The organism is Acinetobacter sp. LCT-H3, assembly GCF_001866125.1.
Lineage (GTDB): Bacteria > Pseudomonadota > Gammaproteobacteria > Pseudomonadales > Moraxellaceae > Acinetobacter > Acinetobacter schindleri.
Map to the genome: position 1 here is coordinate 62,804 of NZ_MODX01000005.1, position 13,066 is coordinate 75,869.

At 44.7% G+C, this 13,066-nt stretch carries 12 protein-coding genes, 4 tRNA genes and 1 riboswitch; of the genes, 3 read left to right on the plus strand and 13 right to left on the minus strand.

The window, feature by feature from the left end:
- Window positions 1-8: 8 nt before the first annotated feature.
- Window positions 9-668 carry a 3,4-dihydroxy-2-butanone-4-phosphate synthase gene (gene ribB / locus BK820_RS04380; RefSeq protein ID WP_071320219.1) on the minus strand — a complete coding sequence of 220 codons (660 nt, stop codon included), beginning with the start codon at window positions 666-668 and terminating at the stop codon, window positions 9-11.
- A 106-nt stretch (window positions 669-774) separates the two neighbouring features.
- Window positions 775-929, minus strand: a riboswitch (FMN riboswitch).
- 170 nt (window positions 930-1,099) lie between these two features.
- Here ribB and BK820_RS04385 point away from each other — a divergent pair.
- Window positions 1,100-2,905 (plus strand): DUF2157 domain-containing protein, encoded by a 1,806-nt coding sequence (locus tag BK820_RS04385; protein WP_071320220.1) that lies wholly within the window; start codon window positions 1,100-1,102, stop codon window positions 2,903-2,905.
- Complete coding sequence (locus BK820_RS04390) at window positions 2,902-3,486, plus strand: GDYXXLXY domain-containing protein (protein ID WP_071320221.1); 585 nt, start codon at window positions 2,902-2,904, stop codon at window positions 3,484-3,486. Before BK820_RS04385 ends, BK820_RS04390 begins: the two co-directional genes overlap by 4 nt.
- 72 nt (window positions 3,487-3,558) lie before the next feature.
- On the opposite strand, the gene panD is transcribed toward BK820_RS04390, so the two are convergent.
- From panD to BK820_RS04445, 11 genes are all read right to left on the minus strand, one after another.
- Window positions 3,559-3,939 carry an aspartate 1-decarboxylase gene (gene panD / locus BK820_RS04395; RefSeq protein ID WP_008307603.1) on the minus strand — a complete coding sequence of 127 codons (381 nt, stop codon included), beginning with the start codon at window positions 3,937-3,939 and terminating at the stop codon, window positions 3,559-3,561.
- 145 nt (window positions 3,940-4,084) lie between these two features.
- Window positions 4,085-4,666, minus strand: a complete 582-nt coding sequence (gene pth / locus BK820_RS04400) for an aminoacyl-tRNA hydrolase (RefSeq protein WP_071320222.1) — start codon at window positions 4,664-4,666, stop codon at window positions 4,085-4,087.
- Between the two features lie 19 nt (window positions 4,667-4,685).
- A complete protein-coding gene (gene rplY / locus BK820_RS04405) occupies window positions 4,686-4,982 on the minus strand; it encodes a 50S ribosomal protein L25 (RefSeq protein WP_004814908.1) in 297 nt (98 codons plus the stop codon).
- Between the two features lie 99 nt (window positions 4,983-5,081).
- Window positions 5,082-6,035 (minus strand): ribose-phosphate pyrophosphokinase, encoded by a 954-nt coding sequence (locus tag BK820_RS04410; RefSeq protein ID WP_048882398.1) that lies wholly within the window; start codon window positions 6,033-6,035, stop codon window positions 5,082-5,084.
- A gap of 36 nt (window positions 6,036-6,071) precedes the next feature.
- Window positions 6,072-6,146 (minus strand) — tRNA-Gln (locus BK820_RS04415).
- Between the two features lie 91 nt (window positions 6,147-6,237).
- A tRNA-Gln gene (locus tag BK820_RS04420) sits at window positions 6,238-6,312 on the minus strand.
- Window positions 6,313-6,330: 18 nt separating this feature from the next.
- Window positions 6,331-6,405 (minus strand) — tRNA-Gln (locus tag BK820_RS04425).
- A gap of 26 nt (window positions 6,406-6,431) precedes the next feature.
- Window positions 6,432-6,506: transfer RNA gene (locus tag BK820_RS04430), tRNA-Gln, on the minus strand.
- Window positions 6,505-7,335: a 4-(cytidine 5'-diphospho)-2-C-methyl-D-erythritol kinase gene (gene ispE / locus BK820_RS04435; RefSeq protein WP_008307607.1), complete on the minus strand. Its 831-nt coding sequence runs from the start codon at window positions 7,333-7,335 to the stop codon at window positions 6,505-6,507. The genes BK820_RS04430 and ispE overlap by 2 nt, the downstream gene beginning before the upstream one ends.
- Before the next feature lie 22 nt (window positions 7,336-7,357).
- Window positions 7,358-7,939, minus strand: a complete 582-nt coding sequence (lolB, locus tag BK820_RS04440) for a lipoprotein insertase outer membrane protein LolB (RefSeq protein WP_004891964.1) — start codon at window positions 7,937-7,939, stop codon at window positions 7,358-7,360.
- 7 nt (window positions 7,940-7,946) lie between these two features.
- Window positions 7,947-9,659: a tetratricopeptide repeat protein gene (locus BK820_RS04445; protein ID WP_071320223.1), complete on the minus strand. Its 1,713-nt coding sequence runs from the start codon at window positions 9,657-9,659 to the stop codon at window positions 7,947-7,949.
- A 79-nt stretch (window positions 9,660-9,738) separates the two neighbouring features.
- On the opposite strand from BK820_RS04445, the gene hemA reads away from it, so the two are divergent.
- Window positions 9,739-11,022, plus strand: a complete 1,284-nt coding sequence (gene hemA / locus BK820_RS04450) for a glutamyl-tRNA reductase (protein WP_071320224.1) — start codon at window positions 9,739-9,741, stop codon at window positions 11,020-11,022.
- Between the two features lie 66 nt (window positions 11,023-11,088).
- On the opposite strand, the gene BK820_RS04455 is transcribed toward hemA, so the two are convergent.
- Window positions 11,089-13,023 carry a DNA primase gene (locus BK820_RS04455; RefSeq protein ID WP_071320225.1) on the minus strand — a complete coding sequence of 645 codons (1,935 nt, stop codon included), beginning with the start codon at window positions 13,021-13,023 and terminating at the stop codon, window positions 11,089-11,091.
- Window positions 13,024-13,066: the final 43 nt, after the last annotated feature.

Consider the following 13,066-nt stretch of genomic DNA (forward strand, 5'->3'; position numbering starts at 1 on the left):
AAATAGACTTATATATTGTGTTGCTGGCGATACTTTACCAGTTCGTCAATAGTAATTACGATTAGTTGATGCGTCTGTGCATATGACAGAACCTGAATACCAGAAGCCATGCTGCCATCCGGATTAGTCAGTTCACACAACACGCCGGCAGGTTTTAAACCAGCCAGACGCGCAAGGTCAATAGTACCTTCAGTATGACCACGCCGGGTTAAGACACCACCTTCACGGGCGCGTAATGGGAATACATGACCAGGACGATTCAGATCACTGGCAACTGCGCCGTCTTTAATCGCTGTTTTAATTGTAGTCGTGCGGTCTTTGGCAGAAACACCGGTTGTTACACCCTCTGCTGCTTCGATACTTACAGTAAAGGCAGTTTTAAACTGACTAGAGTTATCTTGTACCATTGGTGGCAACTCTAAATGATTTGCCAGCTCATCAGTCAGACATAAGCAAACGATGCCTGAACCATCACGAATCATACGCGCCATGGTTTCTACAGTTAAAGTTTCAGCTGCCACAATCAGATCGGCTTCATTTTCACGGTCAAAATCATTCATGACCAGGACAGGTTTGCCTTGGCGGAGATCTTCGAGTGCCTGAAGGATACGTTGTTCAGCAGGGGCTAAAGCAGAAAAGAAAATTTCGGGTTGAATCAAACTTGACATTGAAATGCTCACCTAAACTAAAAATATGATTGAACATTTCAGGACTGAGTGAAAATAGGCTTATAGCAAAAACAGGTGTATGCACGGCATACAGCCTTGGTGCTGCTTTCGTCTTCTTTCATCCGGACTATACCGTCGGCTCTGGATTTGCACCAGATCTGCAGATCAATCGAAATTGACCGCTCGTGGGCTGATTCAAGCCTGATTATAAAAAGCTGAAATTACCACCGGTGGGGAATCACACCCCGCCCTGAAGCGATGTAAGAGCATTATAGTCCTGATTTTAAAAAAATGGGATGGTTGAAATGGAAAGTAATTTGCAGAATTTTAGATAAACAAAACAGATAATCTGAATTACCCAGGTTTTTAGCAAAATAGCGGAAACATGCTATGGTGTGAGGAAGATTAGAAATCCTTCAATCATTCTAACAATGCATAAAACTGAACTGATTCGAAATAATCTATTTTCGCCCTTGCTGTTCTGCAATGTAGAAGTACTACGTTATTTAAAAATCTTGGGCTTGGCACTCATCACGGTCAGTTTGCTGTATTTAATGGCAGCGAACTGGTGGATGCTACCGGATCCGGTTCAGCTGGCAATCCCGATGCTGATTTTATTCTGTAGTGCAGTAGCAAGTATTTACTTCGACCAGCAGGAATGGGTGAGACAGAGTCTGGATACAGTATCTGGTCTCATGCTGGGTTTAAGTCTGGCAGTGATTGGGCAGATTTATCAAACTGGCGCAGATGGTTATCTGTTATTTCTGCTCTGGTCAGCCTTGCTCTTACCATGGCTCTATCGCTCCAATATTGGCATTTTTGTCATGCTTTGCGTAATGAGCCAGCTGACATTGTATCTGTATTTTAAACAGAGCTTCTGGATGGGAAGAGCAGAAGGGCTGTATTTGCTCGGTCTAAATTTGCTGACCGTACTTAGCTTTGCGTATGCCATGCGCTATTACGCGCTGCTACGTTTTCTGTTTATCGCATGTGTGATCGTGATTTCGATCAGCAGCATGATGCAGTTTATCCATCACTCTAAGCTGATCTATTTAGCTTCTTCAGTTGTTTTGCCGACAGGTGCCGCATTTTATTTTTATAGGAAACATCAGGCGCTAGAAGCCATTCTTCTCATTGCAGGTTTGGCTGCCAGTGTGAGCTTATGGGTATTTGAACTGGTTGAAAATCAACTGACTAATTCAGCTACTGGACTATTTGTGCTAGCTGTGCTGATTTTTGGCTGGTTTGCCTTAATCAGTTTTGCTTTAAATAGAATTTTTCCACAAACCAAATTCTCCGTGATTCCTCTGGCACTCGGTGCCTGGATTTCGGGGATTATTCTTGCAGTCCTGTTACTGACTTACTGGGAAGCCTTTTCGATCTTAATGGGGATCATCTTTATAGGCATCGCCTGGCAACTGCTGGGTCAGCAGGCTTCAGTTTTTATGCGTCAGTTTGCCTATTGCTTGTGGATCTGTGGTCAGGCAGCAGTTTTAATTCATACAGAACTGCTCACCGACAGTAGGGTTGTAGTCTGGCTGTTACAATTACTAATGCTGGGGCTTGCTGTAATCAAACGGATGCACTGGTCTATTCTGACCCTGCAGCTGCTGATTACGCATGCATTAGCAATCGTGGTTCTGATCTTAGAAAATTCTTTTAAACATGATGACACGGTGATCAGTATCATACTCAGCTTGAACTATGTCATTTTCAGCGGGCTATTCCTAGCAGCGCGTTATTGGCAATCTTCACATTATCAGAAAAGTATCTTTCTCTGGATGATCGCCATGCTGACAGGTTCAGCGGTGGTTCAGGCGCTAACTGGATTGGAGCATTGGCAGAGCATCGGACAGATCAGCTTTGAGCAAGTCTTGCTATTTTATATTCTTCCGAGCTTATTGTTGTTCAGTTTTATTTGGCAAAACTGGCAACAATTTTCTGAAAAATGGCTGTGGTTAATTCCGGTTCTGGGTTTATTACTGATCCTGCTGGGCTATTTTGAAATTTTTATCATTATGCTGCTCATGGCTTGGGCTGTAGTCTATCAGCAACGGCTGATGCAAGCCCTGTCGATTTTATTGCTGATCTTTTGGTTATGGATGCTGTATTACAATCTGGGGCTGAGTTTCCTGGTAAAGAGCCTCACGATTTTCATCTCAGGTCTCATGGTTTGGTGCATGGTCTATGGCTTAAAGCAGGTAAGGATTAGATCTGGTCAGGAGGAAACTGCATGAAAAAGTTTCTTCCTCTGATTCTGGCCGGATTCAGTATTCTGCTCTTTGTGGGGCTGACCCTGAAACATGAACATCATTTAGCGAACAGCCAGTCCATCTTTGTTGAGCTTGCTCCGGTCGATCCGCGCTCAATCTTGCAAGGCGATTATATGGCACTGAATTATGAGCTGCATTTCGAGGGTGATGCTGAAGCTGACCGTGGAGAAGAGGGTGGTTTAGCGGATAAGAAAATTGCAGCCTTAGAAAAGCGTATTCAGGATCAGACACATCTTTTAAGCTATGTGCAGCTAGATGATCAGCATCGTGTGATTCAAACCAGCTTGGATGAAAATCTTTTAAAAACTCATCTGGGAACTTCCGCGCGTTTGCTTCTAAAAAATCCTTCCAACCGATTGGCCAATTTATATCCGGCAGCGAATAGCTTTCTGTTTGCAGAAGGATTGGAGCCATGCTATCACAACGCAAAATATGCCGAGATTAAAGTTAAAGATAATGGACAGGCTTTATTGGCGAATCTGGTGGATCAGAATCTACGAGCTTTAAATTGCGAAAGCCAAAAAGACTGGGTACAGGGAAGTTAATTAAGGTCTATTTTTAGAAGTATTTTTCAATAAAAAAGCCCGCATCATTGCGGGCTTTTTAAAATCTTGGACTTAAGCTACTTGCACAGGAATACAGTTCGCTGTGTGGTTCACCGTGTTGTCTGGATTTGCATAGACAAGGCGTGGTTTGTGGGCATTTGCTTCAGCTTCAGTGAAATCACCGAATGTAGCAATAATTACGATATCACCAACATCAGCCTGATGCGCAGCACCACCATTCACTGAAATGATGCCTGAATTGTCTTCGCCACGAATTGCATAAGTTGCAAAACGTTTACCATTGGTCACGTTCCACACATGAATTTCTTCGTATTCACGAATGCCAGCCAAATCCATCAAAACGCCATCAATTGCACATGAACCTTCATAGTGTAGTTCTGCATGTGTAACGTGAGCACGGTGAATTTTGCATTTTAATAAACGAGATAGCATGGCTAGCGTCCCCTGAGTTGACCTAAGAGTTTGATCATTTGGTTAAATCAATCTTGCTTGCTGTATGGTGAACAATCGAGCAAACGCATTTTGCTCTGAAATGCGTAAGATGGCAAGAAAGATTATTCAACAATTTATAGAATGATCAGTTTGGTTTATAGGCATTGATTTGGTTCATGGCCTGTTGTACTTCACCATTGACCAGCATCTTGATGCGATTCATGGCATGTGCAATCGCGTCATCCATTAAAGTCTGCTCACTGCTCGGTGCCTTACTCAGTACATGACTGGACACGCGTTCCTTAGAACCTGGGTGACCAATACCGATACGTAAGCGATGGAAGTTCGGACCGATGTGCGGCACGATATCGCGCAAACCATTGTGACCACCATGACCACCGCCAGTTTTCAGGCGAATGATTCCTGGATTCATATCCAGCTCATCATGTGCGATCAGGATTGACTCAGGAGCGATATTATAGAATTTGGCAAAGGGAACAACACTTTTACCGACAAGATTCATGAATGTTGTTGGAAGAAGTAGACGAACGTCTTGGCCTTCGATATTACCACGACCGCTAAATCCATTGAATTTTGGGTCTTTTTTGAGGGAAATGCCATATTGTTCGGCAAGGCGTTCTACGAACCAGAAGCCTGCATTATGGCGGGTCTGGGCATACTCAGAACCTGGGTTGCCCAAACCTACAATCAGTGAAATATTTGACACTAATTTACACCATCAACACTTATGCGCGTTTGAAGTCAGCGTGCATAGGTGTGTTTTTAGCTGGGTGACGTTGAAGCGCTTGGATTTTAACGCTTTCAGTTTTGCCGTCGATGTTGATTTCAACAACTTCTTCAAAGAAAGCATTGCTTTCTAAAGCTTTAACAAGCTCACGAAGTTCAAGAGTAACAGCTACAGGAGCAGCTTCGCCACCGTAGATGATCGCTGGAACTTTAGCAGCATGACGAAGGCGGCGGCTCGAACCTTTCCCTTGTTGTGCTACTTCACGTGCTTCTGCGTTTAATACGAAGTTTGCCATGATAGACATCCTATTTAAGTTTAAATGAACCGGACCTGCGACCGATCCGGTGATAGAAAGCCCCGCCAAATGGCAGGGCTTTGGAAATTCAGCACACTATTATAGATAAGAATCGAACATTGCGCTAATAGATTCTTCGTTGTTAATACGACGAATTGTTTCAGCAACCATGCTTGCTACTGAAACCTGGCGAATCTTACCAAGAGATAAAGCTTCTTCTGAAAGCGGAATGGTATCAGTTACAACCAATTCGTCGATGACAGAATTTTTAAGATTTTCAATCGCTTTACCAGACAGTACCGGGTGAGTTGCATAAGCCACCACTTTACGAGCACCAAAAGTTTTCAATGCATCAGCTGCTTTGCAAAGCGTACCCGCTGTATCCACCATGTCATCAACAATGACACAGTCACGATCTTTTACATCACCAATCAAATGCATCACTTGTGATTCATTCGCTTTTTGACGACGTTTATCGATGATTGCCAGGTCGATATCACCCATCTGTTTCGCAACAGCACGAGCACGTACTACACCCCCCACGTCAGGAGAAACAACCATCAGGTTATGATGCTGTTGTTGACGTAAGTCAGCAAGCAATGCTGGAGTACCGTAGATGTTGTCTACAGGGATATCGAAGAAGCCTTGGATTTGGTCAGCATGAAGGTCGATCATCACTACACGGTCAATACCCACAGTCGTCAGCATATCTGCAACAACTTTTGCGGTAATTGGTACACGGCTAGAACGAGGACGACGGTCTTGACGGGCATAACCGAAGTAAGGAATAACGGCGGTAATACGACCAGCACTTGCACGACGCAGCGCGTCAGCCATCACGAGGACTTCCATTAGGTTGTCGTTCGTTGGGGCACAAGTAGGTTGTACGATAAATACGTCTTTACCACGTACATTCTCAGTGATTTCTACAGCAATTTCACCATCAGAAAAGGTAGAAACAGATGCAGCACCTAGAGGAATATGTAAGTGACTTACGACTTTTTGAGCGAATTGTGGATGCGCGGTTCCACTAAAAACGACAAGATTGGGCATGAAGCACCCTTGGCGGTTGGTATGTATGGAAGTAGATGGCAGGGGTAGCTGGATTCGAACCAACGAATGCCGGGATCAAAACCCGGTGCCTTACCACTTGGCGATACCCCTAATGCGGCAGAACTTTAATATTTTTGCGGTATTGTGTCAAGGTAAATTAACACTCTTACTGCAAAACCATGTCCTGTCTTTTTTGAGAAAATGGCAGGGGCGGCTGGATTCGAACCAACGGATGGCGAGATCAAAACCCGCTGCCTTACCACTTGGCGACGCCCCTAATTTGATGACTGTAAGATGGCAGGGGCGGCTGGATTCGAACCAACGGATGGCGAGATCAAAACCCGCTGCCTTACCACTTGGCGACGCCCCTACTACAGTACATCTACAGGTGAAAAATGGCAGGGGTAGCTGGATTCGAACCAACGGATGGCGAGATCAAAACCCGCTGCCTTACCACTTGGCGATACCCCTAACAAACCTTAAAATGACGTAATGGTGATTCTTGTAAACTATTCACCAGGTAAGCTTTACATGGTGCATTTTCAAGAATGTTGGTTACATTCATCTTTTCAGTTACTTCGATAAACACGCAGGCACCTGTACCTGTAAGCTTTGCAACACCGAACTGGTCGAGATACTGCATTGCTTCATCGACTTCAGGATATAAGCTTCTTGCCAGTGGCTCAAAGTTATTTCCGAAATCAGATGGCGTTATCTGATAGGCGCAAAATTTAGAGCTCTTCGTGTCTCTTGTCAACGTTTTTTGTGAAAAAAGCAGTTGAGTGCTGATAAAACAGTCAGGTTTGAGCACAATGAACTGTTTTTGATCTAAGTCAATGAATGTTAAGTGTTCACCGATGCCTTCTGCCCATGCATTTCGGCCATAAACAAAGATCGGCACGTCGGCACCAAGCTTGACACCCAGTTCAGCTAACTGCTCAATTGTTAGCCCACAATCCCAAAGCTGGTTCACGACAATTAAAGTGGTGGCAGCATTCGATGAACCACCACCCAGTCCAGCACCCATCGGAATATTTTTTTCCAGACGGATTTTTAGACCCGAATAAGCTTTTGCATAAGGTTTAAGCACCTGAATCGCACGATAGATCAGGTTTTGTTCCAGATCGACAGATGCCAGCCCTTCAATCTGAATCTGTTTATCTGCAGTTTGCTCAAACTCCAGCCAGTCGCACAAATCAATCAGCTGAAAAATACTTTGCAGCTCATGATAACCATCTGGTCGGCAACCCGTAATGTGGAGAAACAAATTCAGTTTAGAAGGCGAGGGAACACGAATCATGGTTAAGTTTCAATCAAATGCATTAACGATTTTGAATCACCATTGTAATACGGTTTTCACCGCCATTCCCAAGTGTCTGTTTTAAAATCAGGCGGTTTGGCAGACGTGCCTGTGCTGCATAACTGAGATCCACGGTCCAGCCATCTTCAATAATCTGGCTGATGCGTTGAGTATCATCTTTTTGCAATTGGGCATTGCTGGTCGCAGGACGAGCCTGTACCCAATCGACCAGATGGGTAATCGGTGCCTGCCAGCCAGTTGCACGTTGCAGTAGCTCTTCTGGTGTAGCAGCTTTAATCAGACCTGTTTTGGCGCTATTTAGCGAAACTTGACCAGGTTGGCCAGTGATCTGGGTTTTGCCTACGCCCAGAATACCCGTTAGTTCAATATCAAATTGTTCCTGCTGCTGTGCCCAGGTGAAGAAGGCACTGCCACTTTGTTGTGGGGTACGCACACCAATCTTGCCTTGGAGCTGGAATTCATTTTCAGCAGTTGGAATTGCCGATGTGGCAGGTTGTTTGGGTTGCGCGATCTGCTGACAACCGGTCAGAATCAAAGTGCCTGATGCAAGGAAGCAACAGGCCAGCTGGCTAAGCTTAGGCATAATAGAATTAACTCGTTTTCATCGGTGGTGATAACAATAACGAATGAAGCTGCTTTAATTCAGGATCATCCGGATAATTTTGTTGTAATTGTTTAAAGACTTGTTGGAATTGTTCAATATCACCGTTCATGTACAGTGAGCGAGCCAGTCGTACGCCAATTTTTGCGCTCGGATTCAGGTTGTAGGCTTTTTCCCAAGCTAGAGCAGCAGTAGCAAAGTCATTTTGCTGATAGCAGATAAAGCCGAAGGTATCTAAAATCGAGGCTTGCTCAGGAGCATATTCCAGTGCTTGCTCGACATAACGACGGGCTTCTTCCAGACGACGGTTCTGCATTGCCAGTGTATAGGCATAGGCATTCAAATAAGCTGGATTATTCGGTTCAATGTTCAATAAGCGTTTCAGCAACTGATCGAGCAGAAGACGATCCTGATGTGGATCTAACAATAGTACTTGAGCATAGACCAGTTCCGGATCATCTGGCAGATTGTTGCTGGCTTCCTCCAGTAGACGCAGGGCAGCTTTCTTGTTGTCCATCTTTTTTAAGATGTCCGCCTGAGCCAGATACAGAAAACTGGCATGTTGTGGATAATTAACTCGTTCCTGGGTCAGGAAGCGCAGGGCATCTGTCAGTTTTTCCTGCTTGCTGAAGATAGAGATCATGTTACGCCTGGAAACGGTATACAGGCTACCATCCACCAAACGGTAATAGGCTTTGGCAGTTTCATAATGCTGCTTACGCTCGGCATTAATCGCCAAATAATAATAAGCTTCATTCTGATACTGATCTGAGTAGCGCAGTTCGACCAGATATTTTTCTGCTTTGTCGTACTCTTCAAGGTCAATACTGGTCAGGCCTGCAATAAATAAGGCCTCTTCATGCGTAGGCCATTTTTTTAGAATAGTTTCCAGTTTTTGCAGGGCTAATCTAGTTTCATTGAGCTTGATCAGGTATTTGACTTCAGCCAGGCGCACTTCGATATTGTTGCGGTTTTTGTTGCTGGCTTTTTCATACCATTTTAAGGTCTGTTCCTGGTTATCTAAGGCCTGTAACAGATTGGCCTTCAGCAGAATATAGCCCGTAGATCTGGGACGCTTCTTTAGAGCACGATTAATGGTCAGCAGTGCCTGTTCAAACTGACCATTCTGGGCTTCCAGTCCTGCGACCAGGACAAGAATAGAGGGGTTATTTTTGGCTTTGCTGGAACTGAGTGCCTGTATCAGATAATTTCGATCGTCAGTATCTGTTGGGACGATTCCTGCAAGGATTTCTTCCAGATCGGCACTGTCATCAATCTGTAGAATTTTATCTAGGGTTTCTGCTGCCAGTTCATATTCGTGGGCTTTTAAGGCGATATGCGCCAGATAGAACATTGCTGGGACATCTTGTGGTTCCTGAACTACCCAATGTGTCGAAATATCAAGGGCTGCACGCAGATCATCATGTTCCAAAGCAACATTCAAGGCACGTTGTTTTACTGTGGTGGAATTGCTCTTGATGGCCAGCACAGTATAGTTATGTAGTGCAGTTGGAATGTCGTTGGAAGCTAAAGCAAACTCGGCGATCATACTCTGTTTTATTGCTTCATAATTTGGGTTGGCATGGTAAACTGTTCCTGCTGCCTGAAGCTGGGCAGTGGAAGCCATGCTACCCACAAGTAAGAATGTGGTAGAATATTGCTTAATTGTATGGCCGTGACCACGGCTGTTGATATATCGCAATTTTATCTTGATCCAAGTAATGCTTTTTATGACACCGATGTTGCACAATAGCATAAATTTAGTGAAATGATGACCTGATATGTCTTTCTTTGCATTGGGTGTCAACCATCAAACTGCCTCTGTAGAACTTCGTGAACAAGTTGCTTTTAATCCTGAAAAATTAAGTGTCTTGCTTGCTGAACAAAGCCAGCACCCTGAGCTGAATGACATGGTGGTGGTGTCTACATGTAATCGAACTGAAATCTACGCGATGTCTGACAATGTCGACATGGTGCTGAACTGGCTCGCCCAAAAAAATGGGGTTGATGTCAAGCAGCTGCAAAACCATGTGTATCGCTATGAAAATGCTCAGGCAGTTACACATCTGATGCGTGTCGCCAGTGGTCTGGATTCACTGATGTTAGGTGAACCGCAGATTCTGGGACAAGTAAAAACCGCTTTATCCTTGGCTAAAGAAGCTCATACCGTTTCGCCAAACCTCAACCGTATATTTGAATATGCCTTCTATGCAGCCAAACGTGTGCGTTCGGAAACTGCAGTGGGGAGTCATGCTGTATCGATGGGGTATGCGGTGGCACAGCTGGCGATTCAGGTTTTTTCCAAGCCAGAAAAACTGACCGTCATGATTGTTGCCGCAGGTGAAATGAATAGCCTGGTGGCCAAGCATCTGGCGGAAATGGGTGTCGGTAAGGTCATTATCTGCAACCGTACCCGCGCACGTGCTGAAAGTCTGGCACAGGAAATCGCGCATCGTGTCGATGTTGAAATTATTGAATTTGATCAGCTGGCAGAGAACCTGCATCGTGCTGATGTCATTTCCAGTTGTACGGGTAGTCTGCATCAGGTGATCCATTTTGCTGATGTCAAAGCGGCATTAAAGAAACGCCGTTACCAGCAAATGCTGTTGGTTGATCTGGCTGTACCGCGGGATATCGATGCCAAGGTTGAAAAGCTGGATGGAGTCTATCTCTATGGTGTCGATGACCTGCAAAGCGTGATTGAGGAAAACCTGGCACAGCGTCGTCAGGCGGCGGTTGAAGCGGAAGTAATGGTCAATCAGCTGGCAACTGAACTGGTTACCCAACAGAAAGTAAATCTGGCAGGTGACACTATTCATGCCTATCGTGACTATGGTGAACAGTTACGTGAAGAAGAACTGGCCCATGCCATGCAACGTATTGCCAAAGGTGATCTAGCTGTAGAGGTACTGGCAGATTTATCACATCGTCTGACTCAAAAGCTGCTGCATCCCACTTCGATCGTACTGCGTGAAGCCGCCAAGGCTGAAGATCCAAGCTGTTTTGAGATGGTACAGCATACCTTGCATGAGGTCATGCTAAAACGCCGTAAACCAAAGCACTAGATATTTTCGATCCAATAAAAAATGGAGATCTACAGATCTCCATTACTCAACTTAAAAATAAGAAAATTATTCTTCAAGCAGTGTCATGGTACGCTTCCGGTCAATCTCAAAAATCTGCAACTTCAGATTCTTCATTTCTTCAATACTGCTAAATTTCTTCGACTTAATCTTGTTTTTTAAACATTGATATTGCAGCTTGGTCGAGAAATCAGCTGCCAGCTTGTCTGCCTGTTCAGGAGAAGAGGTATAGTCGCTGACATTGGCATGTTGCAGGATGTGCTGTAATTCATGGTGATGTGCGGCACAGGCACCGAGTACATAATAAGTCGACAATTCTGGATCATCTGGTAGATCATCAAAAATCACATTCAGAATATTTAAGATCTTATAGAGCAATTGGTCCGGTGAAACCAGAGCACGCAATGGTTCAAAATGAATGTACAAATAGGGATGATTCAGCAAGATTGCAATTACATATTCTTCAGCATCAATCTTGGTACTAAAGCTTAAGCTTGCGTCATTATTAACCTTGGGTTGCCATTTGCGGTTAAAGCCCAGTTTTTCCCGGAAAAACTGTTGCAACAGATAGCGATAAGAACCTTGCTTTGGTAATAGCTCGGTTAGCTGACGCAACTCTGCCATGACCTGGCTTTTACCCTCAGGTGTGGTCACATCATGGTTTTGGGCCAGATGAGCAAATACAAAATCGGATAACAGCGGAGCCTGATCTAATAGACGGCGAAAGTTTTCAATGCCTTCACGACGGATCAATGAATCTGGATCATGGTCATTTGGCAGTACAAAGAACTTCAGCTCACGACCATCATTGAGTAACGGCAGGGCAATCTCAAGTGTACGTCGTGCCGCTTTCTGACCGGCAGCATCACCGTCAAAGGCAATCGTGATACGATGATTCTGCTTGAACAGGATATTCAGATGTTCGGTATTACTGGCAGTCCCCAGTGTCGCCACAGCACCATGAATGCCATATTGCTGCAAGGCAATGACATCCATGTAGCCTTCGACCATCAACCACTCTTGGGCTTTCTGCTTACGGCCCTCATACAGGCCATACAGCAACTGATTCTTATGGAAAACTTCCGAATCCGGCGAGTTGATATATTTCGGCTTGATTTCATCATTGAGCGCACGGCCACCAAAGCCGACCACGCGACCTTTCGCATCCCGAATCGGGAAAATCACCCGGTCACGAAGCAGGTCGAAATCACGACCATTGTCGCTGGTACGAATCAAACCTAAGAGCTTGAGACCTTCAATATCCTGCGGGAAAGCTTTTTCAAGGTGTTGCCAGTCTTCCGGTGCATAGCCTAAGCGCCAATAGGCAATTGTTTCAGCACTGAGGCCACGTTGGCGGAAATACTGCTGTGCACTGGCACTATTCGGTAACTGGCGCTCATAGAATTGTGCGATATTTTCTAATAGGTCAAACAGGTTACCTTCCTGAGGCGCGTCCTGCATTGGCATTTGCTCAAAAGCAGCAAACGGATCGCTATAGTAATCCTGTTCAGGATTCTGAAACTCTGCAAAAGGGTCAAAACTGGTGACCGATGCAGTATCACTGGCAGTTGAAGGTGCCTGATTCTGATTATTGGATGTATTGGTTGCTGCCTTTGGCGCAGACGGTTTTGTTGCAGCTTTAGGCTTCGCTGCTTCACGCTTATATTTAAGCTTGCTGGATTCCTGATTATCTTTAGGTAATTCAATGCCGGTCTGACTGGACAGGTCTTTCATCACTTCAATGAAATTACGGTTGCCAATGTCCATTAAAAAACGGATGGCATTCCCATTGGCCTGACAGCCGAAACAGTGAAAATACTGCTTGTCACGGTAAACGTGGAAAGAAGGCGATTTTTCCTGATGGAAAGGGCAACAGCCCGAATAGGTACGGCCAGTTTTTTTTAATTTCACGAATTGACCAATCACATCGACAATGTCGGTGCGATCGAGAATCTGATCAATCGTATGTTGAGGAATGGCCATAGTCTGCTGAGCTTCTCGTGCTGCGTTTATAAGGTGTAAATCA